This is a genomic window from Streptomyces sp. NPDC046215 (genome assembly GCF_040646215.1).
Classification (GTDB): domain Bacteria; phylum Actinomycetota; class Actinomycetes; order Streptomycetales; family Streptomycetaceae; genus Streptomyces; species Streptomyces stramineus.
Genome location: NZ_JBEYZW010000036.1, coordinates 36,767 through 61,666, shown reverse-complemented (window position 1 = coordinate 61,666; position 24,900 = coordinate 36,767). Strand labels below are relative to the sequence as shown.

27 protein-coding genes and 1 riboswitch are annotated in these 24,900 nt (G+C 74.3%); of the genes, 13 read left to right on the top strand and 14 right to left on the bottom strand.

Annotation, left to right across the window (positions count from 1 at the left end):
* Positions 1-11: 11 nt before the first annotated feature.
* From ABZ951_RS17820 to ABZ951_RS17810, 3 genes are all read right to left on the bottom strand, one after another.
* Positions 12-980 carry a cobalamin biosynthesis protein gene (locus ABZ951_RS17820; protein ID WP_361280191.1) on the bottom strand — a complete coding sequence of 323 codons (969 nt, stop codon included), beginning with the start codon at positions 978-980 and terminating at the stop codon, positions 12-14.
* Between the two features lie 148 nt (positions 981-1,128).
* Positions 1,129-1,258, bottom strand: a riboswitch (cobalamin riboswitch).
* 139 nt (positions 1,259-1,397) lie between these two features.
* Complete coding sequence (locus tag ABZ951_RS17815; RefSeq protein WP_344097687.1) at positions 1,398-1,646, bottom strand: hypothetical protein; 249 nt, start codon at positions 1,644-1,646, stop codon at positions 1,398-1,400.
* A gap of 32 nt (positions 1,647-1,678) precedes the next feature.
* Positions 1,679-2,917: an inorganic phosphate transporter gene (locus ABZ951_RS17810; protein WP_344097684.1), complete on the bottom strand. Its 1,239-nt coding sequence runs from the start codon at positions 2,915-2,917 to the stop codon at positions 1,679-1,681.
* 113 nt (positions 2,918-3,030) lie between these two features.
* Here ABZ951_RS17810 and ABZ951_RS17805 point away from each other — a divergent pair, with 113 nt between their 5' ends.
* The 3 genes from ABZ951_RS17805 to ABZ951_RS17795 all read left to right on the top strand — a co-directional run bounded on the left by ABZ951_RS17805 (position 3,031) and on the right by ABZ951_RS17795 (position 6,423).
* Complete coding sequence (locus ABZ951_RS17805; RefSeq protein ID WP_344097681.1) at positions 3,031-3,684, top strand: class II aldolase/adducin family protein; 654 nt, start codon at positions 3,031-3,033, stop codon at positions 3,682-3,684.
* A gap of 75 nt (positions 3,685-3,759) precedes the next feature.
* The gene (locus ABZ951_RS17800) at positions 3,760-4,884 is read left to right on the top strand and encodes a hypothetical protein (RefSeq protein ID WP_344097679.1); all 1,125 of its coding nucleotides are present in this window, start codon (positions 3,760-3,762) and stop codon (positions 4,882-4,884) included.
* A 111-nt stretch (positions 4,885-4,995) separates the two neighbouring features.
* Positions 4,996-6,423, top strand: a complete 1,428-nt coding sequence (locus tag ABZ951_RS17795; protein WP_361280188.1) for a hypothetical protein — start codon at positions 4,996-4,998, stop codon at positions 6,421-6,423.
* A gap of 225 nt (positions 6,424-6,648) precedes the next feature.
* Here the strand turns inward: ABZ951_RS17795 and ABZ951_RS17790 are convergent, their stop codons facing one another.
* Entirely contained in the window at positions 6,649-7,056 is a 408-nt protein-coding gene (locus ABZ951_RS17790; protein ID WP_344097675.1) for a VOC family protein, read from the bottom strand.
* Positions 7,057-7,104: 48 nt separating this feature from the next.
* Positions 7,105-7,992 (bottom strand): neutral zinc metallopeptidase, encoded by an 888-nt coding sequence (locus ABZ951_RS17785; RefSeq protein ID WP_344097673.1) that lies wholly within the window; start codon positions 7,990-7,992, stop codon positions 7,105-7,107.
* A 224-nt stretch (positions 7,993-8,216) separates the two neighbouring features.
* Between ABZ951_RS17785 and ABZ951_RS17780 the strand changes: the two genes are divergently transcribed.
* The 3 genes from ABZ951_RS17780 (at position 8,217) to ABZ951_RS17770 (ending at position 11,292) form a co-directional block, all read left to right on the top strand.
* Positions 8,217-9,815, top strand: coding sequence for an ABC-F family ATP-binding cassette domain-containing protein (locus tag ABZ951_RS17780; protein ID WP_344097670.1), 1,599 nt, complete (start codon positions 8,217-8,219; stop codon positions 9,813-9,815).
* A gap of 334 nt (positions 9,816-10,149) precedes the next feature.
* Positions 10,150-10,371, top strand: a complete 222-nt coding sequence (locus ABZ951_RS17775; protein ID WP_030366669.1) for a helix-turn-helix domain-containing protein — start codon at positions 10,150-10,152, stop codon at positions 10,369-10,371.
* A gap of 129 nt (positions 10,372-10,500) precedes the next feature.
* Complete coding sequence (locus ABZ951_RS17770; protein WP_344097668.1) at positions 10,501-11,292, top strand: enoyl-CoA hydratase/isomerase family protein; 792 nt, start codon at positions 10,501-10,503, stop codon at positions 11,290-11,292.
* A 59-nt stretch (positions 11,293-11,351) separates the two neighbouring features.
* Here ABZ951_RS17770 and ABZ951_RS17765 read toward each other — a convergent pair whose 3' ends face one another.
* Both ABZ951_RS17765 and ABZ951_RS17760 read right to left on the bottom strand, forming a co-directional pair.
* Positions 11,352-12,152 (bottom strand): hypothetical protein, encoded by an 801-nt coding sequence (locus ABZ951_RS17765; protein WP_344097666.1) that lies wholly within the window; start codon positions 12,150-12,152, stop codon positions 11,352-11,354.
* Between the two features lie 98 nt (positions 12,153-12,250).
* The gene (locus ABZ951_RS17760) at positions 12,251-13,009 is read right to left on the bottom strand and encodes a hypothetical protein (protein ID WP_361280184.1); all 759 of its coding nucleotides are present in this window, start codon (positions 13,007-13,009) and stop codon (positions 12,251-12,253) included.
* 222 nt (positions 13,010-13,231) lie between these two features.
* Here ABZ951_RS17760 and ABZ951_RS17755 point away from each other — a divergent pair, with 222 nt between their 5' ends.
* Genes ABZ951_RS17755 through amaP form a run of 5 tightly spaced genes read left to right on the top strand, consistent with a single transcriptional unit; the run spans position 13,232 to position 15,478 of the window.
* A complete protein-coding gene (locus ABZ951_RS17755; protein WP_344097920.1) occupies positions 13,232-13,657 on the top strand; it encodes an Asp23/Gls24 family envelope stress response protein in 426 nt (141 codons plus the stop codon).
* A 10-nt stretch (positions 13,658-13,667) separates the two neighbouring features.
* Complete coding sequence (locus ABZ951_RS17750; protein ID WP_344097919.1) at positions 13,668-13,859, top strand: hypothetical protein; 192 nt, start codon at positions 13,668-13,670, stop codon at positions 13,857-13,859.
* A 59-nt stretch (positions 13,860-13,918) separates the two neighbouring features.
* Positions 13,919-14,254 (top strand): Asp23/Gls24 family envelope stress response protein, encoded by a 336-nt coding sequence (locus tag ABZ951_RS17745; protein WP_344097922.1) that lies wholly within the window; start codon positions 13,919-13,921, stop codon positions 14,252-14,254.
* Positions 14,255-14,277: 23 nt separating this feature from the next.
* Positions 14,278-14,874: a DUF6286 domain-containing protein gene (locus ABZ951_RS17740; RefSeq protein WP_344097921.1), complete on the top strand. Its 597-nt coding sequence runs from the start codon at positions 14,278-14,280 to the stop codon at positions 14,872-14,874.
* A gap of 7 nt (positions 14,875-14,881) precedes the next feature.
* Positions 14,882-15,478: an alkaline shock response membrane anchor protein AmaP gene (gene amaP, locus ABZ951_RS17735; RefSeq protein ID WP_344097918.1), complete on the top strand. Its 597-nt coding sequence runs from the start codon at positions 14,882-14,884 to the stop codon at positions 15,476-15,478.
* A gap of 294 nt (positions 15,479-15,772) precedes the next feature.
* Here amaP and ABZ951_RS17730 read toward each other — a convergent pair whose 3' ends face one another.
* The 5 genes from ABZ951_RS17730 to ABZ951_RS17710 form a co-directional block, all read right to left on the bottom strand.
* On the bottom strand, positions 15,773-16,528 hold the full coding sequence (locus tag ABZ951_RS17730) for an SDR family oxidoreductase (protein WP_361280181.1): 756 nt from the start codon (positions 16,526-16,528) through the stop codon (positions 15,773-15,775).
* A 4-nt stretch (positions 16,529-16,532) separates the two neighbouring features.
* Complete coding sequence (locus ABZ951_RS17725; RefSeq protein WP_344097916.1) at positions 16,533-18,317, bottom strand: glycoside hydrolase family 15 protein; 1,785 nt, start codon at positions 18,315-18,317, stop codon at positions 16,533-16,535.
* 29 nt (positions 18,318-18,346) lie between these two features.
* Positions 18,347-19,186: an SURF1 family protein gene (locus ABZ951_RS17720; protein WP_344097915.1), complete on the bottom strand. Its 840-nt coding sequence runs from the start codon at positions 19,184-19,186 to the stop codon at positions 18,347-18,349.
* Between the two features lie 62 nt (positions 19,187-19,248).
* On the bottom strand, positions 19,249-20,259 hold the full coding sequence (locus tag ABZ951_RS17715; protein WP_344097914.1) for a DEDDh family exonuclease: 1,011 nt from the start codon (positions 20,257-20,259) through the stop codon (positions 19,249-19,251).
* A gap of 103 nt (positions 20,260-20,362) precedes the next feature.
* On the bottom strand, positions 20,363-20,890 hold the full coding sequence (locus ABZ951_RS17710) for a hypothetical protein (RefSeq protein WP_344097913.1): 528 nt from the start codon (positions 20,888-20,890) through the stop codon (positions 20,363-20,365).
* A gap of 262 nt (positions 20,891-21,152) precedes the next feature.
* Between ABZ951_RS17710 and ABZ951_RS17705 the strand changes: the two genes are divergently transcribed.
* Together ABZ951_RS17705 and ABZ951_RS17700 are read left to right on the top strand one after the other, a co-directional pair.
* Positions 21,153-22,055: a sterol desaturase family protein gene (locus tag ABZ951_RS17705; RefSeq protein WP_361280178.1), complete on the top strand. Its 903-nt coding sequence runs from the start codon at positions 21,153-21,155 to the stop codon at positions 22,053-22,055.
* Positions 22,052-22,741 (top strand): lysoplasmalogenase, encoded by a 690-nt coding sequence (locus ABZ951_RS17700; protein WP_361280176.1) that lies wholly within the window; start codon positions 22,052-22,054, stop codon positions 22,739-22,741. The genes ABZ951_RS17705 and ABZ951_RS17700 overlap by 4 nt, the downstream gene beginning before the upstream one ends.
* Positions 22,742-22,839: 98 nt before the next feature.
* On the opposite strand, the gene ABZ951_RS17695 is transcribed toward ABZ951_RS17700, so the two are convergent.
* Both ABZ951_RS17695 and ABZ951_RS17690 read right to left on the bottom strand, forming a co-directional pair.
* Positions 22,840-24,384, bottom strand: coding sequence for a S8 family serine peptidase (locus tag ABZ951_RS17695; RefSeq protein ID WP_344096501.1), 1,545 nt, complete (start codon positions 24,382-24,384; stop codon positions 22,840-22,842).
* A gap of 163 nt (positions 24,385-24,547) precedes the next feature.
* Complete coding sequence (locus ABZ951_RS17690) at positions 24,548-24,682, bottom strand: hypothetical protein (protein WP_344096499.1); 135 nt, start codon at positions 24,680-24,682, stop codon at positions 24,548-24,550.
* Between the last annotated feature and the right edge of the window lie 218 nt (positions 24,683-24,900).

The window sequence follows — 24,900 nt, the reverse complement described above, 5'->3', positions numbered from 1 at the left end:
CCCGTCGGCTGTCACCGGCTCCTCCTCGTTCTGACGGTCCTGCTGACAAGGCTGCCCAGCGCACGGCCGGCCACCGCCGTGCCGAGCGCCAGCAGCGCCACCCGGCGCGAGAGCCGCACCGCGCGCTCGATGTCGGCGCTCTCCACGGGCCGCAGCTCCGCGCCCAGGACCGGCCGGTGCTCCACCCGGCCCGCGTAGGCGAGCGTGCCGCCGAGGCGGACGCCGAGCGCACCGGCGAAGGCCGCCTCGACCGGGCCGGCGTTGGGGCTCGGGTGCAGCCGGGCGTCCCGCCGGGCCACCCGCCACGCGCCGCGCGGGTCGGGCCCGGCGACGGCGGCGAGGACGGCGGTGAGGCGGGCGCCGGGCCAGCCGGCGACGTCGTCGAGCCGGGCCGAGGCCCAGCCGAAGCGCCGGTAGCGCGGCGACTTGTGGCCCACCATGGCGTCCAGGGTGTTGACGGCACGGAAGCCGACCAGCCCGGGAACCCCGGCGAGGGCGCCCCACACGAGGGCGCCCACCACGGCGTCGGAGGTGTTCTCCGCGACGGACTCCACGACCGCGCGGGCGATCTGCTGCCCGTCCAGCGCCTGCGGGTCCCGCCCGCACAGGTGCGGCAGCCGCTCCCGGGCCACGTCCAGGTCCCCGGCGGCGAGCGCGCCCCCGATGGCGCGGGCCTCCCGGCCCAGCGAGGTGCCGCCCAGCACCGCCCAGGTGGCGGCGGCGGTCAGCGCGATGTCCGCGCGGGGGGAGGTGCGGGCGGCGCGGGCCAGCAGCGCCCCGGCCGCGGCGGCGCCGCCCGCGCACACCAGGGTGTGCAGGGCGCCGTGGCCGCGGTGGTCGCGCCACAGGCGCCGCTCGACGGCGTGCGCGGCCCGGCCGAACGCGGCCACGGGGTGGCCGCGGCGCGGGTCGCCGAGGGCCAGGTCGCCGAGGAAGCCGAGGGCGGCACCGCACGCGAAACCGAAGTGATCGGCGCGCATCGGATCAGACCGCCGTCGTGCCCCGGAGGGGAAAGGCCGCGCCCCGGAGGGGAACACGGGACGCGCGGGGCAGTGGTCGGCGGCAGCCGGGCATGGCGATGTGTCCTCACTCAGGGTCCGCGCCCTGGTTCGACGTGACCGGCGACCAGAGTCTCCTGGCTCCCGGATCGGCGCCGCCCCCGGCCTTCCGGCCCCCTGACGGTGACCGTGGCCCTCGGTGGGGGGACACTCCCCGGTGACAGTGGCGGGACCGCGCCGGACTCGCACCGGCTTCCTCTGCTGTCGCCGTTTGGCCCCGGAAGTCCACCACGGGCCGTGAACGGCCGTCAACTCACGTGTGACCTGCGGCCGGCCGCCCGGGCCGTGGGCGGACCGCCGCCGGCGGACGATCAGCCGGCGGCGAGGTGGATCGGACGATCAGGCGACGATGAGGTAGATGCCGTACGCGACGGCCGCCGCGCACAGCGCGAAGCAGGCGTACGCGCCGGTGCGCGCCACCGCGGTCGGCGCCGTGCCGGCCGCTATTGCGCCGGCGGCGCCGTCCCGCGTGCCCTGGGGCTTGCGGGACGTGCCGACGATGCCGAGGGTGAAGACGCCCACCATCGCGACGGTGACGACGAGACTGACGCCGAAGACCTGGCCGAGAGCTGCCCAGTCGATGTTCATTGCGTTCTTCCTTAAGGCTGGCTGGTCCGGCGTCAGCCGGTCGCGGCGGCCGGGGTGCGCTCGGGCTCGCGGGGAGCCGGGGCGGCCTGGGCCGGGATGAGCCCGGCCGGCGGCGGGGCGACGGCCTGGAGGGCGGCGGTGACGACACTGGCGGGCTCGGCGTGCACAGCGTCGAGCTCGTTGACGTTGTCGTGCGTCACGGGCTTGCGGCGCGAGGCCAGCCAGATCGCGCCACAGGTGGCGACGGCGAGCACCGCGACGGCCGCGACGCCCCAGTCGCCCTGGTCGGCGAGGAGGGCGGCGCCGGCGCCGACGAGGCCGGCGGCCGGGAGGGTCAGGCCCCAGGCGGCGATCATGCGGCCGGCGGTGGACCAGCGCACCACGCCGCCCTTGCGGCCCTTGCCCGCACCCATGACGGCGCCCGAGCAGACCTGGGTGGTGGAAAGCGCGAAGCCGATGTGGGAGGAGGCCAGGATGGTGACGGCGGCGCCGGTCTGGGCGGCGAAGCCCTGCGGAGGCTGGATGTCGGCGAGGCCCTTGCCCAGGGTGCGGATGATGCGCCAGCCGCCGAGGTAGGTGCCGAGCGCGATGGCGATGCCGGCGGAGGCGATGACCCACATCGGCGGGTCGGCGTCCGCGCCCAGGGCGCCGCCGGAGATCAGGGCGAGGGTGATGATGCCCATGGTCTTCTGGGCGTCGTTGGTGCCGTGGGCGAGGGAGACCAGGCCGGCCGAGGCGATCTGCCCGGCGCGGTAACCCCTGGCGCTGGCCTCGGGGTCGGTGTTGCGCGCCAGGCGGTACGTCAGCCGGGTCGCCAGCACGGTCGCCAGGCCGGCCACGACCGGGGCGACGAGGGCGGGGATGAGGACCTTCATGACGACGGCGTCACCGTGGACGGCGTCCGTGCCCACCGAGGCGATGGTCGCGCCGATCAGGCCGCCGAACAGCGCGTGCGAGGAGCTGGAGGGGAGGCCCGCCAGCCAGGTGAGCAGGTTCCAGACGATCGCGCCGACCAGTCCGGCGAAGATGATCTCCGGCCGGATGCCTGATTCGTCGACGATGCCCTTGGAGATCGTCGCCGCGACCTCCACGGACAGGAACGCGCCGACGAGATTGAGTACGGCCGACATGGCCACCGCGGTCTTGGGCTTGAGCGCCCCGGTGGAGATAGTGGTGGCCATGGCGTTGGCCGTGTCGTGGAAGCCGTTCGTAAAGTCGAACACCAAGGCCGTGACGATCACGATCCCGATGAGAAGCGTGATGTGTTCCATTCACCCAGGCAATCAGCTCGATGGTCAGTACAGCGGCGACCGTAGGGACCCTTGGTGAACGGAAGGTGAACTGGGACGGGCGCAGTGGTGACGCCAACCGGAGGGGTGCAGCGATGACCGAACAGGAACTGCGGCGGGCCTGGCACGAGATCGTGGCCACCGCCCGGCGCACCACGGCCGAAGGGCTCGTGGTGGGCACCTCGGGCAATGTTTCCGCCCGGGTCGGCGATGTCGTTCTTGTCACCCCCAGCGGGGTCCCCTACGACCGGCTCGGCCCCGAGGACGCCGTCGGTGTCGACCTCGACGGCCGGCAGGTCCTCGGCGAGCTCGTGCCCACCAGCGAGCTCCCCATGCACCTGGCCGTCTACCGCTCCACCGACGCCGCGGCCGTCGTCCACACCCACGCCGTCCACGCCACGGCCGTCTCCACCCTCGTCGAGGAACTGCCGCTCATCCACTACATGGCCGCCGCCCTCGGCGGCCCGGTCCGCGTCGCCGACTACGCGCTCTACGGCAGCGAGGAGCTGGCCCGCCACCTGCTCACGGCCCTGGAGGGCCGCAGCGGCTGCCTCCTGCGCAACCACGGCACCCTCACCCACGGCACCACGCTCGACCAGGCGTACGACCGCACCGCCCAGCTGGAGTGGATGTGCCGCCTCTGGCTCACGGCCTCGGCCGTCCCCGGCCGCACCCCGTCCCTGCTGAGCCGCGCCCAGCTCGACGAGGTCTCCGCGAAGCTGCGCGGCTACGGGCAGCGCTGCCCCTGACCCGCCCGCCCGCAGCCGCCCGGGAACCCCCACGCCCACTGGCCACCGCCGCCCCGCGCGCCCACACTGGAAGGGATGCACCCGGCAAGAGCGGCGGCCCTGGCCGCCACGACGGTATTGGGTGCCGGAGCGGGCGCGGTGGCGGCCGGACGGTACGCCGCCGACCCTGCCCTGCGGCCCCGCCCCGGCCGCCCCCTGCCGGACGCCCCGCAGCTCACGGTGCACGCCACCGGCGCCGGCACGGTCACCCTCACCCGCTCCATCGCCGCCGGGCGGGCCGGGACCTACGGACTCACCGCGCGCGGCCTGCACGCCGTCGTCGGGCCCGTCGCCGACGTCCCGCACCCCGCCGACTGCGTCGTCCGCCGCCTGGTGAGCGTCACCCACGGCGTCCTGGAGCCGGGCGCCCACGTCCGGCTCACCCCGCAGGTCCACGCCGGCAACCCCCGTGACGCGCTCGGCCTCGACCACGCCGACGTCGAGATACCCGGCGAGCTCGGCCCCCTGCCCGCCTGGTTCGTGCCCGGCGACCGGGACACCTGGGTGATCACCGTCCACGGCCTGGGCACCACCCGCGAGCACCCCATGGTCGTCATGCCGTTCCTGCACCGGATGCGGCTGCCCGTCCTGGACCTCGCCTACCGCGGCGACGTGGGCGCCCCCCGAGCCCCCGACGGCATCAGCCGCTTCGGCGCCGCCGAGTGGCGCGACGTGGACGCCGCCGTCCGCTACGCGATGCGCTACGGGGCCCGCCGCATCGTCCTGCACGGCTGGTCCACGGGCGCCACCATGGCCCTGCTGGCCGCCGTGGACCCGGCCCTGGCGCCACGGGTCGCGGGCGTGGTGCTGGACTCCCCGGTCCTGCACTGGCCGGCCCTCGTCCGCGCCTGCGCGGCCCACCGCGGCGTTCCGGCCCCGCTGATTCCGCTTGCGGTCCGCGCCGCCCAGGCCCGCACCGGTCTGGACCCCGCCGGACTAGTGGCCGCCGCCGACCTCTCCCGGCTGACGGTCCCCGTCCTGCTCGTGCACGGCCCGGACGACACCCTCGCGCCCTGGGCGCACTCCCGTGAACTCGTCGCCCGCAGACCGGAACTGATCCACCTTCGCGCCGTGCGGCACGCCTCGCACGGCGCCATGTGGAACGTCAATCCGGCCGCTTACGAAGAGGCCCTGCGGCGGTTCCTGACGCCCCTGATGTGACCCCGTTCCGGGCCTGTGCGGCCCTCTTCAGCGGCCCTTCCGGCGGCAACCGGATGGTGCGACCAATGATTCCGATTGGGTTTTCGGAGCGTCAACGGCAAGACTGCTCCTGTGACGTCCCGTACTCCGCGCGACTCCCGGCTCAGACTGGTCCCTCAACAGCCGATCGCCGCTGCCCGCCGGGCCGTGGCGAACCGAGGCTCCCGCCCGGCGCCCCGCCCGCCGGCGGGCACCCCGGCACCGGCGGAACTCGCCCGGCAGGCCAGATGCGGCCTCACCGGGGCGGTCCTCGTGGCCCGCTGGGCCGCCGCCGAGCGGGGCCGCGGCACCGCCCTGCGCCCCGGCGCGACCGGCGGGCTCTCCGCGGAGGGCGCCGAGCGGGCCGCCGCCGCCCTGGGGCTGACGGTCCGGCAGGTGCGGTCCGACTGGGACCGCTCGCGCCTCGCCGGCCTCATCGAGTTCCACGGCGACACCGCGCGCCCCGGCTGGCGCCTGCAGGCGTGGGACCGCGACGACGGCGCCGTGCTCCGCGGCTGGGTCGCCCTCTTCGACGCCTGGTCCCTCGCCCACCCCGCCCCCGACGGCACCGACGCGACGATCGCAGCCGAGGTCGTGGAGGCCGCCCCCCAGCTGCTGTCCGTCATGCACCTGTCGGCCGGCCCCGTTTCCGTCGCCATGCTCCTCGACCTCCTCCAGCAGCGCGTCGCCGAGATCCGCGCCGAACGCTGCGAGGTCCCCTACGACGCCCAGCCCCCGGCCCCCGCCCCCGCCCCGGCCCCGGACGGGCCCGACCCGCTCGCCGGGCTCCTGGACTGGGCGCTGTCCGGGCTCGCCTCCGTCGGCGCGCTCGTCATGCGCGACGGCGACCCGGCCGCGCCCGGCGACACCCGCGAGGCCCTGCTGACCCCGCTGGGCAACTGGGCGGTGTGGGTCAAGCTCGAACAGATCTGCGTCGCCGCCCAGAGCCCGGCCGGGAACATCGAGCTGTCCGCCGAGGCCATGCTGCGCGGCTGCGCCGACCTCACCCCGGGCCCGGCCCGCGCCGAGTACCGGGCCTGGCTCGCCGCCCGGCCCGTGCGCAGCGCCCTCGGCGAGCTCCTCGACGCCGCCCGCGGCGACGACGCGCTCGTGCGCGGCCTGGCCTTCGAGGCGCTGCGCGCCGTCGGCGCCCCGGCCGAGCCCGCCGTCCGGGCCGCCGCCGACGAACCCTGCCTGCGCCCCTACGCCCTGCTCTGGCTCGCCGAGCACGAAGGGCGCGACGCGGAGCAGGCGGCGGAGGTCCTCACCCGCGAGGAGGCCACCTGGCTGTGGGTGGACACCGCGGCGGCCGTCGCCGACCACGGCGAGAGCCGGCTGCTCGTCCGCCACCTCGACTCGGCCGTGCAGGGCACCGTGCCGGGCCTGCTGGAGGAGGTCCGGGCGGTGGGCCATCCCCGCACGGTGCAGGTCCTCGTCGCCCTGGCCGCCGCCCACCCGGACCCGGCCCTGGCCAAGGCGGTGCGCAGGGCGGCGTTCCAGGTCCACATGGGCGGGGCGTAGCGCGCACCATCGCTGCGCGGCGGTGTCCTCAATCTCCCCCAGCTACCGCTGGGAGGTGCCCCCAGACGGGCTGATGTGGCTGAGCTCAGCCGAAACCAGCCCGTCCGGCGATTGAGGACGCGCCCGCAGGGCGCCCGCCGCCGCAGGCGGCCACGACGGCCCGCAGCTGAAGAGCTGCCGGCAGGCCCCGGCGGCAAACGAACAGATCACCCCGAAATCGACAGGTCACCCCGAAGGGGAGTACGTGCCGAAGCTCCAGATGTTGCCCTCGATGTCCCGGGCCATGTAGTCCCGCGCCCCGTAGTCCTGGTCGGTCGGCGGCGCGAGGATGTCCGCGCCGTGCTCCCGGGCCTGCCGGTAGTGCGCGTCCACGTCCTCGACGAGGACGTACACCCCGGTCGGTCCGCCCGCCGCCATCGCCTCGGCGAACACCCCCCTGCCGCCCTTCGAGCCGATCATCACCATGCCGTTGCCGTGCGCGAGCTCGGCGTGCAGCACCTGGCCCTCCTCGCTCTCGTAGAGGGCGGCACGGGTGAAGCCGAAGGCCTCGGTGAGCTGCTTGATCGCCGCCTTCGCGTCGCGGTACAGCAGCGTCGGGTAGACGGTCGGTGCGCCGGGCCGGTGGCCTGTCATGGTGATCGCTCCTTCGGTGGGCGGGGCGTGCCGGTGCGGGTCGGGCGGTCAGCGGAAGGTGTCGCAGCGCGCCGTGTCCCCCGTGGTGTAGCCGGTGGAGAACCACTGCTGACGCTGCGTGGCCGAGCCGTGCGTCCAGCTCTCCGGTGTGACGCGGCCCTGGAACTTCTCCTGGATCCGGTCGTCGCCCACCGCGGCGGCCGCGGACAGGCCGTCGTCGATGTCCGCCTGCGTCAGCGTCTTGAGCAGCGGCCGCCCGGTGGACTTCTCGGGCGTCGTGGTGGCGTGCCTGGCCCACACCCCGGCGTAGCAGTCGGCCTGCAGCTCGGTGCGGACCGCGTTGCTCCCGGCGCCGGTGCGCCGGTCCTGCGAGCGGCCGAGGGTGCCCATGAGGTTCTGGACGTGGTGCCCGTACTCGTGGGCGATCACGTACGCCTGGGCGAACGGGCCGCCGCTCGCCCCGAACTTCGACCGCAGCTCCCCGAAGAACCCCAGGTCAAGGTAGACCTTCCGGTCGGCGGGGCAGTAGAAGGGCCCGACAGCCGAGGTCGCCGTGCCGCAGGCGGTGCCGACCCGCCCGGTGAAGAGCACGGTCGACGCGGGGGTGTACGTCCGGGAGCGGCGCGCGAATTCCCGCTCCCAGAAGGACTGGGCGCTGTTGACCACGGCGACGGTCCGGCAGTCGTCCTTGGTCTCGGCGTCCCGGCCGGTGCGGCACTGCCGGGAGACCTGGCTGTCCGTGCTGGAGGTGGCCGCGGGAGCGGGTTCGGAGGTCAGCCCCAGCTCCTGCGGGCCGACGCCGAAGAACAGGCCCAGCACCAGGGCCACCAGCCCCACGATGCCGCCGCCGACGGTCGCGCCGCCGCCCGGGATGCGGCCGCCGCGCCGGTCCTGGACCTGGGAGGTGTCCAGGTCCGCGTCGTCGTCGAACTGCATCCGCCCACCGCCTTCCCACCCCGAGTATCGAGGAGCCCCCCTGCCGCCGCCCCCGGAAAGCGGCTTGCGCTCCACCGTTAGACTGGTCCGTATGGCATTCCTCCTCGTGCATTAGACGGCGTCGGCCCGCCACGCCCCCGCCCCTCGCAGGGCGCGCCCGCGCGCGGCAGTTCCCCCGCCCCCACCGCCGTCCACCTTCTTCAGGCCCGCCAGGAGTAATACCCGTGATCACCGCCTCCGGCATCGAGCTGCGCGCCGGCGCCCGCATCCTCATCGAGTCCGCGTCCTTCCGTATCGCCAAGGGCGACCGCATCGGGCTCGTCGGCCGCAACGGCGCCGGCAAGACCACCCTCACCAAGTGCCTCGCCGGCCAGGGCATGCCTGCCGGCGGCACCATCACCCGTTCCGGTGAGGTCGGCTATCTGCCGCAGGACCCGCGCACCGGTGACCTCGACGTCCTCGCCCGGGACCGCATCCTCTCCGCGCGCGGCCTCGACGAGGTCCTGCGCAAGATGCGGGAGAACGAGGACCGCATGGCCAACGGCAAGGGCGCCACGCGCGAGAAGGCCATGAAGAAGTACGAGCGCCTGGAGACGGAGTTCCTGACCAAGGGCGGTTACGCCGCCGAGGCGGAGGCCGCGACCATCGCCGCCAGCCTGGGCCTGCCCGACCGGATCCTCGCCCAGCCGCTGCACACCCTCTCCGGCGGCCAGCGCCGCCGCGTCGAGCTGGCCCGGATCCTCTTCTCCGACGCCGACATCCTGCTCCTCGACGAGCCCACCAACCACCTCGACGCCGACTCGATCGCCTGGCTGCGCGACTACCTCAAGACCTACCGCGGCGGCTTCATCGTGATCTCCCACGACGTCGACCTGGTCGAGACCGTCGTCAACAAGGTCTTCTACCTGGACGCCAACCGGTCCCAGATCGACGTCTACAACATGGGCTGGAAGCTCTACCAGCAGCAGCGCGAGGCCGACGAGAAGCGCCGCAAGCGCGAGCGCCAGAACGCCGAGAAGAAGGCCGCGGCCCTGAACTCGCAGGCCGACAAGATGCGCGCCAAGGCCACCAAGACCGTCGCCGCGCAGAACATGGCCAAGCGCGCCGAGCGCCTGCTCGCCGGCCTGGACGCCGTCCGGGCCTCCGACAAGGTCGCCAAGCTGCGCTTCCCCGACCCCGCGCCCTGCGGCAAGACCCCGCTCACCGCCGAGGGCCTGTCGAAGTCCTACGGCTCGCTGGAGATCTTCACCGACGTCGACCTGGCCATCGACAAGGGCTCCCGCGTCGTCATCCTCGGCCTCAACGGCGCCGGCAAGACGACCCTGCTGCGCCTGCTGGCCGGTGCGGAGAAGCCCGACACCGGCGAGGTCACCCCCGGCCACGGCCTCAAGCTCGGCTACTACGCCCAGGAGCACGAGACGCTCGACCCGGACCGCACCGTCCTGGAGAACATGCGTTCCTCCGCGCCGGATCTCGACCTCGTCGAGGTCCGCAAGACGCTGGGCTCCTTCCTCTTCTCCGGCGACGACGTCGACAAGCCGGCCGGGGTGCTCTCCGGCGGCGAGAAGACCCGGCTGGCCCTGGCCACCCTCGTGGTCTCCTCGGCCAACGTCCTCCTCCTGGACGAGCCCACCAACAACCTCGACCCCGCCAGCCGCGAGGAGATCCTGGGCGCGCTGCGCACCTACAAGGGCGCCGTGGTGCTGGTGACGCACGACGAGGGCGCCGTCGACGCGCTGGAGCCGGAGCGCATCATCCTGCTCCCCGACGGCGTGGAAGACCTGTGGGGCCCGGACTACGCGGACCTGGTCGCCCTCGCTTGATCAGTGCTCTCCCGATCATTCAGCCGATGCGTGATCCATCATCTGAGTGAGTACGGCTCGTACCGCGATGCCGTGGACCGCCCCGGCGTACGCCCCGTGCCATGCGCCGGGGCGTTCGTATGTCCGGGCCCGGGTGCCCCGTCTGACCTGCTTCTTCACCCCGCCACCCGGACGGCCGTACGAGCTCGACAGTTCGGAATTGCCTGCTCCAGGCGCTGTCACGGCCGGAAATCGCGGAAACGTCATCCCATCGACCTTGTCGAATGGGTGGCCAGGAGGCCGTGTAGGGGTGATCATGAGAGACAAGAGGCGCATCTCCCATGAGGAGGCACGGGTGGCCGAGACTCTGAAGAAGGGCAGCCGGGTAACCGGCGCCGCGCGCGAAAAGCTCGCGGCAGACCTGAAGAAGAAGTACGACTCCGGTGCGAGCATCAGGGCGCTGGCCGAAGAGACCGGCCGCTCCTACGGCTTCGTTCACCGGATGCTCAGTGAATCCGGCGTGATCCTCCGGGGTCGCGGCGGAGCGACGCGCGGCAAGAAGGCCGCCTCGGCCTGACGCCACGCAATCCCCAGGGCACCGTCGGAGCGGACAGTGCCACCCGGTCGGTCGAGCAGTCGACCGGGTGGTTACTGTGCAGTTAACTTAAGTCGACTGCAGCCGCTACCGAAGCCGATCGGAGCCCTGATGACCGCCCCCGAAATCCTGCTCGACCAGGACGGCATACAGCTCACCGTGGATGACGCGGTGGCCACCGTCACCCTCGCCAACCCCGCCAAGCGCAACGCTCAGTCGCCCGCGCTGTGGCGGGCGCTGGCCGAGGCCGGACGGCAGCTGCCGGGCAGCGCGCGGGTCGTGCTGCTCCGCGCCGAAGGCAAGTCCTTCTCCGCGGGTCTCGACCGGCAGGCGTTCACCCCCGAGGGCTTCGAGGGCGAGCCGTCCTTCCTGGATCTGGCACGGGGCGAGGACGAGGCCCTCGACGCCGAGATCGCCACGTACCAGGAGGCTTTCACCTGGTGGCGGCGGAACGACATCATCTCCATCGCCGCGGTGCAGGGCCATGCCATCGGCGCGGGCTTCCAGCTCGCCCTCGCCTGTGACCTGCGCGTCTGCGCGGACGATGTGCAGTTCGCGATGCGCGAGACCAGCCTGGGCCTGGTCCCCGACCTCACCGGCACGCACCCGCTGCTGTCGCTGGTCGGCTACGCCCGCGCGCTGGAGATCTGCGCGACGGGCCGCTTCGTCCACGCGGAGGAGGCCGAGCGCACGGGCCTCGCCAATCTGGTCGTCCCCGCCGCGGAGCTCGACGGCGCCGTGCGGGACCTGACGGCGGCCCTGCTGGCCGCCCCGCGTGACGCGGTCATCGAGACCAAGGCCCTGCTGCGGGACGCCGCGGGCCGTACCTACGAGGCCCAGCGCACCGCCGAGCGCGCGGCCCAGGCCCGCCGCCTGCGGGACCTCGCGGGCCTCGGCGAGTAACCGCCCGGGCCGGGCGGGCGCCGTGCGCGCGGCGTCCCCCGGCTCGGCGTTCGCCCGGCTCAGCCGCGTACGCGCACGCCGTGGCGGGTGCGCAGCACGTGCAGCTCCCACCAGGACACGGCCGTCACGGACAGCGGGCCGCCCAGGAACGCGGCGATCTTCACGGTGGCGGGGCCGTTCGGCAGCCCGTCGCCGAGCGAGACGAGGTTGAGTACCCAGACCAGCACGACGGTGAGCAGCGCCGGGAGCGCGGCGTGCACGTCGGCGGTGTTGAAGGCGTACCGGGCGGCGGATCCCGACGCGAAGAACAAGAAGGCCAGCACCCAGAGGGCGAAGGGGATGCCCACCACGGCGATGCCCAGGTAGAGCAGCACGCTCAGGACGTACTGGACGCTGTTCAGCGCCGCCGCCAGCTGGGCCGCCCCGAACAGCAGGGCGGCGCCGCCGACGGGTATGCCCACGTACCAGCCCACGGCCTTGAGCGGGGAGCGCAGCCGGGAGCGCAGCGCGGGGCGGTGCTCCGGCGGCGCGTACCAGATGAAGCCGGCGATGACGAGCGGGCCGACGAGTATCAGGAGCACCGGCGCCAGGAAGAGCTTGGTGACCCCGTCCTCCAGGACCTCGCTCCAGCCGCCCTCGACGCCGTAGGTCCACACCAGCAGGAACGTGCTCGCGGCGCCGACGACGGCCCGCCACTTCTGGACGCGGTCGATACGGGGGTCCATGACCCGCTCGTCGCCCGGGGTCGCGAAGATGGCCGCGGCCCGTGCCCGCGCGGTGCCCACGAACACCAGACAGCCGTTTCCCTCGGCCGACGGCGCCTGGTTCCGCCGGTTCCGCTGCTGGTTCCTGTGCGCCATGAGGCGTGCCCCCTCACGGGGCGCGCGTACTCACCGCGGCCCCGCTTGTCCGAGTCTCGTCAAGATCCTCGGCAGCTTAGCCGCTGTATATCGCACAGTTATTCAGGGGCGTACGCGCCGTAGTGCGTGACCACGACCGCCACCGTCAGCCCCTTTTTCCCGGCCGCCCGCGTGGCCGCCGCGCGGACCGCCAGGGCCACGTCGAGGGCGCGCCACGGAGGGGCCACGGCGATGTCGACCCGGACGTGGCAGCCCGCGGACCCGGAGTCCGGGGCGTCCTCGTAGCGGACGGCGGACGCCGGGCGGCCCAGCAGCGGCGCGAGCGCCGCGACCCCGGGGACGGCGAGCACGGCGGCGGCAACGGGATCCGGCGTCTCCGGCGTCCCCGCCGGCTCCGCGGCCGCCGCGCCGTCCGGCCCCTCGTCCGGCTCCTCGTCCTCTTCGTCCGGCTCCTCGTGCGGCGGGTCCAGCAGGGCCGTCACCCGGAGGTCGACGCTCTCCACCACCAGTCCCAGGGCTTCCCCCGCCGCCAGCAGGGCGGTCCGGAGCCGGTCGGCCGTGACGGGCAGGGGCACGCCGCCCGGGGCGCGGAGGTCCACGTCGACGCGCAGGGGCCCGGGCGGCAGGGCGCTCGGCGGGGCCGGGACCGCCGGGCGCGCCGCCGCGGCCGGGTCGGCCACGGAGAGGCGGACCGACTCCAACCTGGCCCCCGCGCCCGCCTCGCGGGCCGCCCGGCGCAGGGCGCCGGCCGCCGCCGACTCCGTGATCCAGGCGCCGTCCGGCGCGCCGCCCAGCGGCAGCAGCCTGCCGAGCCCCAGCTGCCGCCGTACCGCCTGTGCCCACCGGTCCGCGACCACGTCCCACTCCTCCCGTCCTCCGGGCGGTCCTGGGACGCGCCCGTCCCGTCCAGCCTGCCCTACCCCGGGGCGGCCGGCCGGGCGACTCACTCGAACAGCGGCCGGGGCCCGTGGTTCGCCCGGCATCTCCCGAGCGGGGTGGGGGATACGGACCTAAGGTGTCAAAGGAAGCCGTGACCGTTTTGACGTTTTCCTGCACTTCCGGGAAAGAGGCGAACGACGATGACCGATACCGCCAAGAAGGAGACAGCGGCCGCACCCGCCGACCGGGGACGCACGACCGTCGCCGACGGCGTCGTGGAGAAGATCGCCGGACTGGCGGCCCGGGACGTGGTCGGCGTGCACGCGATGGGCAGCGGCCTCGCCCGCACCTTCGGCGCCGTGCGGGACCGGGTGCCCGGTGGGGGCAAATCCGTCACGCGCGGGGTCAAGGCGGAGGTCGGCGAGGTCCAGACGGCGCTCGATCTGGAGATCGTCGTCGATTACGGCGTCGCCATCGCGGATGTCGCCCGCTCGGTGCGGGAAAACGTCATCTCGGCGGTGGAACGGATGACGGGCCTGGAGGTCGTCGAGGTCAATATCGCCGTGACCGACGTGAAGCTGCCGGACGAGGAAGACGACGAGGAGCCGGAGCCGAGGCTCCAGTGAGGAGCGCACGATGAGCATGGCCGTGGCCGGCATGATCGCCGGCATGGCGCTCGCATTCGCCGGATACTTCGGCGGGTTCGGCGCGTTTCTGCTGGTGGCCGCTCTGGGAGCCATCGGTTTCACGGTGGGCCGCTTCCTGGACGGGGATCTGGACCCGGGTGATTTCTTCCGGTCGCGCGAACGCGACGGGCGGCGTCGATGACGGACGTGTGGGACACGTGGGGTATGTGAGGCGTGCGAGGGGTGTGGTGAGGGCACGTGGTGGAACCGGCTGACCGCGGGGCGACCCGGATCGCCGACCGCGTCGTCGCGAAGATCGCTTCGCAGGCGGCGCGGGAGGCACTGAGCGACACGGCGGAGGAGGAGCACGCGCCCCCGCACGCGACGGTGGCCGTGCGCGAGGACTCGGCCCGGGTACGGGTCTCGGTGGAGCTCGGCTACCCCACGGACATCGGCGGCCGGTGCCGCGCGGTACGCGGCCGGGTCACCGAGCGGGTCCGGGCCCTGGTGGGCATGGAGGTGCCGGAGGTGGCCGTCACGGTGGAGCGGCTGCACTCGCCGCACACGCTCTCCGCGGGGCGGGAGCGGGTGCGGTGAGCGCGCCCGGGACGGCACCCGAGATCCCGCGGACCACGGACGAAGGGGCCGCGGACGAGCGGGCCCCGGCCGGCAGCCGCCGGGCCGGCCGGTTCTGGTCGGTGCGGCGGCTGCCCGCCGTGCTCGTCTCGGCCGTCGTGCTGGGCGCGGCCGGGATCCTCCTCTACGACGTGGCCGCCGTCCGCGCCCACCGCCCGGCGATGAGCTGGCGCCGACGGCTGGCCCACGAGCTGGCCACCCGCCCCCTCGACAGCGGCTGGGTCGCCGGGGGCGCGGCGGCCGCCGTCCTGGCGGGCCTGTGGCTGATCCTCCTCGCCCTCACCCCCGGGCTGCGCGGCCTGCTGCCGATGCGGCGCGACACCCCCGACGTGCGGGCCGGGCTGGAGCGCAGGGCCGCGGCCCTGATCCTGCGGGACCGGGCCATGGAGGTCGCCGGTGTGCAGTCCGTGCGCGTCGACGTCGGACGCCGCCGGGTCAGGGCGCGGGCCCGGTCCCACTTCCGCGACCTGGCCGAGGTCCGGGCCGACCTCGACACCGTACTCGCCGACGGGCTGCGGCAGTTGGGGCTCGCCCGGCAGCCCCGCCTGACCCTGTCCGTCCGCCGACCGGTGAAGAGGTGAGCGCGCCGTGCTGAGGACCGTCAACCGGGTCCTGGTGGGCCTGGCCGGGGTGGTGCTGGTGGCGCTCGGCGCCGCCGTCCTCGTCGGCGCCCTGGATCTCCAGCGGCGCTGGAGCTTCACGCTCCCCTCCGCCTGGCCCTTCGACGGGCCCCACGACGTGCTGCTCAGCCGCGGCGACCGCCGCAAGTGGCGCGGCGAGGGCTGGTGGTGGCCCGGGGTGATCGCGGCGCTCGCCGTCGTGGTGCTGCTCGCCCTGTGGTGGCTGCTCGCCCAGCTGCGGCGGCGCCGGCTGCGCGAGGTCCTCGTCGACAGCGGCGACGGCGAAGGGGTGTCGGTGCGTGGCAGGGCGCTGGAGGACGCGCTGTCCGCGGAGGCGGAGTCCCTGGACGGGGTGGACCGGGCCCGGGTGGCCCTGCGGGGCCGGCGCACGGCACCGGAGGCACGCGTCGGCCTGACGCTCTCCCCGCACGCGTCCCCGGCGGAGGCCCTCCGCCACCTGGACGCCGAGGCGCTGACGCACGCCCGCGAGTCGGCGGGAATCGAACATCTCCCGGCGAAGGTCCGCCTGGGCGTCCTCCGCCACCGGCCCCAGCGGGTGGGCTGAGAGGGGCTCGGCACGGCGTCCTGCGGACGCGCCTGATCCCGGGCCGAGTCTGGTTGCGGCTCCCGCCGGTCGCTCGCCGGTGAGGCGAACGCTCCGGCACGGAGCGGCTCGGGTGGGTGGGAAGCGCCCGGCGCCGGGCGGGCTGTGGCTTCCCTTCGCGGCCCGGCCCGGCCCGGCCCGGCGCGGCATCGGGCGGGGGCCCGGGGCTCGCGCCGCATCGCACGGCGCGGCCCGCGCGCGGCGCGGAGCGCCCATGCGCCCGGCCGGGACCGTGCCGCCTCCCTCCCGCTCCCCTCAGATCGCGTGGAGCGCCCCGCCGTCCACCGGGAGCATCAGGCCCGTCAGGTAGGAGGCCGCGGGTGACAGCAGGAACGCCGCCGACCTGCCGAACTCCTCGGGGGTGCCGTAGCGGCGCAGGGGGATCGCCGCCGAGTGGCGGGCCTTGGCGGCCTCCGGGTCGCCCGACGCCGCGTCCAGTTCGCGGACGCGGTCGGTGTCGATCCGGGCGGGGAGCAGGCCCACCACGCGGATGCCGCGCGGGCCCACCTCCAGGGACAGCGACTTCGCGAACCCCGCAAGGCCCGGGCGCAGTCCGTTGGAGACGGTGAGGCCGGGGATCGGTTCGCGGACCGACCCCGACAGGACCAGGCCGATCACCCCGCCCTCGGTCAGTTCCGCGGCGGCCGTGTGCGCCATGCGCACCGCGCCCAGGAAGACGGAGTCGAACGCGGCCTTCCACTGGGCGTCGGTGGTGTCCGCGGCCGAGCCCGGCGGCGGGCCCCCGACGCTGACGAGGATGCCGTCGAAGCGGCCGAAGCGCTCCCGCGCGGTGGCGATGAGCCGCCCGGCCGTCTCCGGGTCGGCGTTGTCCGCGGCCACGCCGACGGCGTCGGGGCCCAGCGCCCCGGCGGCCGCCGCCGCGCCGGCCCCGTCCCGGCCGGAGACGACCACCTTCGCCCCGTCGGCCACGAGTTCACGGGCGGTGGCGTAGCCCAGTCCGCGGCTCGCGCCGGTGAGGACGTACACCCGGTCCTTCAGTCCAAGATCCATGGGGTCAGTCTGCCGGGTCCGTCCCGGTGAGGGCGAGCGCGGTGCCCACCAGGCCGATGTGGCTGAACGCCTGCGGGAAGTTGCCCAGTTGCCTGCGGGCGACGGGGTCGTACTCCTCGGCGAGCAGCCCCACGTCGTTGCGCAGGGTCAGCAGCCGCTCGAACAGGGCCCGGGCCTCCTTGGCGCGGCCCGTCAGGTACAGGGCGTCGGCCAGCCAGAACGAGCACACCAGGAAGACGCCCTCGCCGCCGGGCAGCCCGTCCACGGGCCTGCCCTCGACGCTGTAGCGGCGCACGAGCCCGTGCAGGGTCAGGTCCCGGCGGATCGCGTCGACGGTGCCCACGACCCGCGGGTCGTCCGGCGGCAGGAAACCGACCTGCGGGATGAGGAGCGTCGCCGCGTCCAGCTCGGAGGAGCCGTAGGACTGGGTGAAGGTGCCGCGCTCGGCGTCGTAACCCTTCTCGCAGACCTCGCGGTGGACCGCCTCCCGTATGGCCCGCCAGCCGTCGAGGTCGCCGCCGAGCGCGGGGTCGGCCTCCAGGGTGCGCACGGCCCGGTCGGCGGCGACCCAGGCCATCACCTTGGAGTGGACGAAGTGGCGGCGGGGCCCGCGGACCTCCCACAGGCCCTCGTCCGGCTCGCGCCAGTGGTCCCGGATGAACTCCATGAAGGCCCGCTGCATGTTCCACGAGTGGGGCTCGGCGCCCATGCCCGCGCGGCGGGCGACGTAGAGGGAGTCCATCACCTCGCCGTAGACGTCCAGCTGGAGCTGGTGGACGGCGCTGTTGCCGATCCGGACGGGCGCGGACCGCTCGTACCCCGCCAGCCAGGGCAGCTCCGCCTCGGGCAGCCGCCGCTCGCCCGCGAGCCCGTACATGATCTGCAGGTCGGCGGGGTTGCCGGCGGCCGCGCGCAGCAGCCAGTCGCGCCAGGCGCACGCCTCCTCGTCGTAGCCGGCGGAGAGCAGGGCGCCGAGGGTGAGGGTGGAGTCGCGCAGCCAGCAGTAGCGGTAGTCCCAGTTGCGGACGCCGCCGATCTCCTCGGGCAGGGAGGTGGTGGGGGCGGCGACGATGCCGCCGGTGGGCGCGTAGGTGAGCGCCTTCAGGGTGATCAGCGAGCGGACGACGGCCTCCCGGTGCGGGCCCCGGTAGGCGCAGCGGGCCGCCCAGGTCCGCCAGTCCTCCAGGCTGTGGCGCAGCGACTCGTGCGGGTCGATGAGCGGGGGCCGGGGGTGGTGCGAGGGGTGCCAGGTGAGGACGAAGGCGACCGAGTCCCCCTGGGAGACCGTGAACTCCGAGCGGGTGCTGAAGTCCTGCCCGTAGGTATGCACGGGCGGTTCGCTGCGCAGCCACGCCGAGTCGGGGCCGGCGACGGCGACGCGGTGCCCGTCGGTGCGGCGCATCCAGGGGATGGCGCTGCCGTAGTCGAAGCGCAGCCGGAGCACCCCCAGCATGTCGACGGAGCCGGAGAGCCCTTCGACGATCCGGACCACGTCGGGCGCGGTGTCGCGCTGCGGCATGAAGTCGGTGACCTTGACGCTGCCGGTGTCCGTCTCCCAGAAGGTCTCCAGGACGAGGGAGTCCTCGGCGTAGGCGCGCCGGGTGCACTCCCCGGCGCCCGCGGGGGCCAGCCGCCAGTGGCCGTTGTCCCGGTCGCCCAGGAGTGCGGCGAAGCAGGCCGGTGAGTCGAAGCGGGGCAGGCAGAGCCAGTCGATGGAGCCGTCCCGGCCGACCAGGGCGGCGGTCTGCAGATCGCCGATGAGCGCGTAGTCCTCGATGAGTGCTGCCACGCCGAGCGTCTTCCCTGATCTTGGGGTGGCTACTCCGGAGCGGCGGCGGTCCGGGCGACGGGTCCGGGTGCGCCGTCGGTCGCCGGCGGCGGATCCTGCGCCCCGGCCCGCGCGGCCTTGGCGGCGTCGGCGGCCCGGTCGCGGCGCTCGCGACGGGCCAGGATCACCCAGCCGACGGGCACGAACGCGGCGAAGAGCCACCACTGGACGGCGTAGGCCATGTGCGGGCCGATGCTGCTGTGGTCCGGGGAGGGGACGAGCTCGGGGCCGCCGGGCCCGGGGTCGGGGTCGGTGAGTTCGACGTAGCCGCCGAGGACGGGGCGGCCCAGCGCCTTCGCCTGCTGCCCGCTGTCGATGCGCATGACCTGACGGGGCGGCAGGCCGGTGGTGTTCTTGATGCCGCTGGAGTCGGTCTCGTCGGCCCGGAGCCGGCCGGTGACGGTGACCTTGCCGGACTTCGGCGCGGGGATCCGCGGGAACTTCGTCAGCTCGCCGTCGGCCGGGATCCACCCGCGGTTGACGATGACCGCCCGGCCGTCGTCCAGCAGCAGGGGGGTGAGGACCATGCGGCCCGACTTGCCGTCGGCGTTCGTCCGCATCCGGACGATGACCTCGTCCTTGGTGTCGAACGTGCCCGTCGCGGTGACCCGGCGCCAGACGTCGTCCCGCGCCACGGTCCGGCCGGGTGCCGCGAGCTCGGTGACGGGCACGGGGTCGGCGGCGAGGCTGTGGGCCACCAGATCGTTGCGCGCGACCCGGTGCTCGTGGCGGTGGAACTGCCAGAAGCCCAGCTTGATCATCGCCGGAATGAGGGCGAGCCCCACGAGGGTGAGGATCACCCACTGCCGGGACAACAGGAAGCGGTACACGCATTTGACGGTACCTGGCGTGGTTCGCCCCCCTGCCATCGGGTGTCGCCGGGCCGGGCGTGTCACGCGCCGGCGGGGCCCTCCGCGGTGCGGGCCGCCGGGACCACATGGCCGAGCAGCTGCATGAACGCGGCCTCGTCGATCACCGGAGTGCCGAAGGAGCGGGCCTTGGACGTCTTGGAGGTGGGGGAGTCGGGGTCGTTGGTGACCAGGACGCTGGTGAGCCGGGACACACTGGTGGCGATGTGCAGCCCGGCCTCCACGGCCCGGTCCTCCAGCAGCTCGCGGTCGACGGAGGTGTCACCGGAGAACGCCACCCGCATGCCCTGAATGAGCTGTTCGCCCGCTTTGTAACGTCCGGGGTTGGGGTACGGGCAGGCGGGGCGCTTGCGGCTGGGCCGCCAGGTGCCCGGCCGGTACGACGGCTGATGGCCGACGGAGGCCGCCCGCGTGGCCGCGGGCCGCTCGGACCACTCCGTCAGCGGCTGGCACGCCAGCAGCGGCAGCCGCAGCCCCGCCTCGGCCGCCAGGTGCAGGCTGGGCCGGAACGCCTCGGCGAGCACCCGGGCGTCGTCCAGGGCGTGGTGGGCGCGCTGCTGGACGACGCCGTAGTGCGCGGCCAGCGACTCCAGCTTGTGGTTGGGCAGCGGCAGCCGCAGCTCCTTGGAGAGCGCGATCGTGCACAGCCGCTGGCGCACCGGGGCGGTGGACCGGGCGCGGGCGTACTCGCGGGAGATCATCGACCAGTCGAAGGCGGCGTTGTGCGCGACGAGGACCCGGCCGTCCAGCCGCTCGGCCAGCTCGCCCGCGATCTCGGGGAAGAGCGGTGCGCCGGAGAGGACTTCGGTGGTGAGGCCGTGGATCCACACCGGGCCGGGGTCGCGCTGGGGGTTGACCAGCGTGTACCACTGGTCCTCCACCGCGCCCCGGGCGTCCAGCTGGTAGACGGCGGCCGACACTATCCGGTCGTCACGGGCGAGCCCGGTGGTCTCCACGTCGACGACCGCGTACCCCTGGGGATACGCGTCGGGCCACGGGGTCGGCGATTCGGCGGCGGCGTGGTCTTGGAGCATGGTCACAGAGAATACGGGCCCGCACTGACAGCGCGGGTGCGGGCCATGTCCGTAACGACGGGTCAGACCGGGCGGCACCGGACGCGCGGCCGCCCGCAGGAGGTCAGCCCGGATCCGCGAGGAGCTCCCCGGCAGTGACCCGCGCCACGGCCGCGCACCCGTCGAGAGGCCCGGGGAAGAGCCGGTAGGCCGCCCCCGTGGCCTTCTCCGGGCGGACGTCACCGTCGACGACGGCGAAGAACGTGTGCCGCCCGCCCGCGACCCCGGCCGCCGGGGTGCGGGCGTCGCCGGCCGACGGCCGCTCCTCCTGTGTCCCCAGGGCCCGCAGCCCGGCCGCGAAGGCGGGAACCTCCTCACCCTGCCGGCGCCGGTAGACCCACAGTTCGTCCTCCGCCCACGGCGCGGGGCCCGCCGGACGACGGCCGCCTCGCCGGCGAGCGCCGCCGCGTGCCGGCGAGGCCGGGCCCCCCAGGAAGACGCGGGCGCCGCCGGTGAAGTGGTCCCATGGGTCACGGCCCATCCGGGCCGGCCCGTCGTGGTGGCGGCCCGCGCTGTGGAAACCCCGGTCACCCGGAAGGTGGACATCGGTCCACAGCGCGCGCCCGTCGGCCAGGTCGAGCACCATCGGCACACAGACCCGGGACTCCCCGGCGATCCGCGGGCCGCGGTGGGCGGCGGGCCCGGGGGGGCCTCGGGGCGGACAGGTCCTGCCGGCACCGCCACCGCCCCGGCGCGCACCGCCACCGCCCCGAGGACGAGCAGCCGCAGGAGACCGCCCGGCGCCCGCCCAGGCGCGCGGCCGACCGACAGAGCAGAACTCCGGGTAACACTGACCGGTACCCGACGGTAACAACCTCTAGCGGCACACCCTCCGGCCCGTTTATGGTGCCGCCATGCCGCACCTTCCCGATGTCGTGCTGTGGTCCGTTCCCGCCTTCCTCCTGCTCACCGCACTGGAGTTGGCCAGCTACCGGCTGCGCCCGGCCGAGCGCAGCGGGGCCGCCGGGTACGAGGCCAAGGACGCGGCCACCAGCGTCGGCATGGGGCTGGGAAGCCTCCTTTTCGACGCGCTGTGGAAAATCCCGATCGTCGCCGTCTACACCGCCCTCTACGAACTCACGCCCCTGCGCGTGCCTGTGCTGTGGTGGACGCTGCCGCTGATGCTCCTCGCGCAGGACTTCTTCTACTACTGGTCGCACCGCGGCCACCACGTCGTGCGGGTCCTGTGGGCCTGCCACGTGGTGCACCACTCCAGCCGGAAGTTCAACCTGACCACGGCCCTGCGCCAGCCGTGGACCTCGCTGACCGTGTGGCCGTTCTACGTGCCGATGGTCCTGCTCGGGGTGCACCCGGCGGCGGTGGCGTTCTGCTCCGGGGTGAACCTCGTCTACCAGTTCTGGGTGCACACCGAACGCGTCGGGAAGCTGCCCCGGCCCGTGGAGTACGTGCTGAACACCGCCTCCCACCACCGCGTCCACCACGCCTCGCAGGGCGGGTACCTCGACCGCAACTTCGGCGGCATCCTCATCGTCTGGGACCGGATGTTCGGCTCGTTCGTCCCGGAGGGGGAGCGCCCGGTCTACGGCCTCACCAAGAACATCGACACCTACAACCCGCTGCGCGTGGCCACCCACGAGTACGCGGCCATCCTGCGTGACCTGCGGGCGGCGCGGAGCTGGCGGGAGCGGGCCGGGCGGGTGTTCCGGGGGCCGGGCTGGCAGCCGGCGCCGCCGCAGGAGCCGGCCGCCGCGGCCACCGCGGCGCGCGGGGCCGCGGCCCGCGAGCGGGCCGCGTGAGGAGCCCGCGCGCGGCCACCGCCCTGCTCGCCCTCTTCGCCGCCGTCGCCGTCGTCCACCTCGCCGCGCTGCTCGCCGGCCCGCCCGTGGCGGCGGCCACCAAACCCGCCCTGATGCCGCTGCTCGCCGCGTACGTCCTCGCCCGCGGCGGGCCCCGCCTGCTCGCCGTGGCGCTGCTGTTCGGCTGCGGCGGCGACACCCTGCTGCTGCTCGGCGGGGACGGCCGGGGCACCCTCTTCCTCCTGGGCATGGGGTCCTTCGCCGCCGGGCACGTCTGCTACCTGACGCTGTGCGCCCGGCACGGCACCGGGGGCGCCTCCCGCGCCGCCTACGGGCTCGCCGGCGCGTACGGGGCCGCCTGGCTCGCCGCCGTGGCACTCCTGTGGCCCGGCCTGGAGCCGGGGCTGCGCGTCCCCGTCGCGCTCTACAGCCTGCTGCTGACCGCGATGGCGCTCGGCGCGACCCGCGCCCGGCTGCGGGCCGGTGCGGGCGGCGCGCTGTTCCTGGTGTCGGACACCCTGATCGCGAGCGGCATCGCCGACTGGCCGCAGGCGCCCGCACCCCAGTTCTGGATCATGCTCACCTATCTCGCCGCGCAACTCCTCCTGGCGGACGGGCTGCTGCGCGCGGCCCCGGCCGTGCGCCCCGCCGGGCACGGGGCGTACGGCGGAGTACGGACGACCTGAGACCGGGCACAACGGAGGAGGGGCCGGACCGCGAGTGCGGTCCGGCCCCTCCTTTTTCAGTCCTTCTCTGATCCTTCTTGTCCGTCGTGCGCGGGGCGTCAGTCCCGGACGGCGTCCAGGGCGTCGACGATCCCGTAGCCGTAGAAGCTGTTCACGTGCTTGTTGCCGGTGCAGGTGGCGTCGACCTTGCCGTCACCGTCCGTGTCGTACGGAGCGGTGGAGCAGCCCGGGTTGTCCGCCTGCGCCTTCAGGAGCCACTGGATCTCCTGCGGGCTCGACTTGGGGTGCGCGCTCTTCAGCAGCGCCGCCACACCGGCCACGTGCGGGCCGGCCATCGAGGTGCCCTGGAGGTAGGCGTAGTCGCCACCGGGCATCGTGGAGAGGATGCGGCCGTCCTTGGCGGGCAGCTCGGGCAGCTGGCGGCTGTCACCGCCGGGGGCGGCCACGTCGACCTGGCCCAGGCCGTAGTTCGAGTAGTACGACTTCTGCGACTTCACGCCGGTCGCCGAGACGGTGACGACACCGGGCAGCTGCGCCGGGACGTCCAGGCACTTCGAGGGGTCGATCGTGCGCGACTTCGTCGTGCTGTCGTTGGGGCTGGAGTTGTCGACGATCTCCTTGGCCGCCAGGTCGAAGTTGGAGTTGCCGGCCGAGGCGACGTTCACCGAGCCCTTGGACTGCGCGTACTTCGCGGCGCGGCCCACGGCGTCGGCTATCGCCTTCTGGTCGGGGTCGTTCGCGCAGTTGAACATCCACGGGTCGACGTAGTAGCTGTTGTTCGTCACCGCGATGTCGTGGTCCGCGGCGAAGACGAACGCGCACACGACGCTCTCCGCGTAGAAGAGGCTGCTCTTGGCCTCCGAGACCTTGATGCCCGAGACCTTGACGTTCGGTGCCACACCGGCCACGCCGACGCCGTTGCGGGCGGAGGCTATGGTGCCGGCGACGTGCGTGCCGTGGTAGTCCTCGTCCGGGTCGAACGGGCGCCAGGCGCCGGGGCTGGTGTCGGCCTTGCCGCCGACGCAGCTCGCGGACTGGCTCTTGGAGAAGTTCGGGGCGAGGTCCGGGTGGGTGTCGTCCACACCGGTATCGATGACGCCGACCGTGACCTTCCGGCTGCCCGGGTTGATCTTCGCGGCCTGGTCCGCCTTGATGGCGGGCAGGTCCCACTGGAGGCCCTCCAGGGGCTCCTTGCCCGTCTCCAGCGAGCGCTGCGCGCTCAGCGCGCTGCCCTTGGGCAGCTTCAGCTTCTCGGGCTTGCCGACGTCGGTGGTGGCGGCCGGGGTGATCGGCGCGGTGCGGGAGGCACCCGCCGACGCGACGCCGGGGACCGCCCGCAGCGTCTTGGCGAAGTCCGGGTTCTTCGAGTGGGCGACGATCACGCCGATCTTCTCGTACGCGACGAGGACGCTGCCGCCGGCCTGGGCGACGGCCTTCTTCACCTTGGCGACCGTGGCCCGGTCGGCGGTGGTGTTGACCACGTACGACAGCAGCGGGCCGTCCGTGGCGGCGGGCTTCGCCGCCTGCGCCCCCTGCGGGGCGGCCGACGCCGCGCCGGGCAGGAAGCCCAGGGAGGCGGTCAGGGCCAGTCCGACGGGAACCGCCAGCAAGGCGTGACGCCGTCTGGAACGCAGATGAGCCATGGGATCTCCACATCATCCGAAAACCGCCGGGCGCATGCTGCGCACCGGACGGGTACATGACGAGTGAAGCTAGCGCCGATCATGCGCCCTGGGCAATGAATTCCGGAACAAAGTCCGGAGGAAGCCGCTTCCTGGCGCTATGCGACGACGATGTGACGCCCCATCAGGGCGAGAGGCCCGCGTCCCGCAACGCCTCGATGCTGAGCGGCGGCAGCGGCACCCGCGGCCCGTACCAGCGTCCCGCACCGGGCATCAGGACCGGCCGTCCGGTCGTCACGGCGGCTATGGGCGCCGTCAACCTGACGCTCCCGAACGGTCGTCGACCGGGGGGCGGCGGGGGAGGAGGCGGCGCGTCGCTCACACCAGGGTCAACGAGGGGGCGGGCAGGCGGTGTCGCCCCTCCTTGTGGATCTCCCCGACATTCGGCGCCCGCCCCCCTGTCGGATACTGCGACCTGCCTCTACGATGCGTGATCCGCATCACAAGCCGGCGGCTCGCGCCCCACCCCCTTTGTCA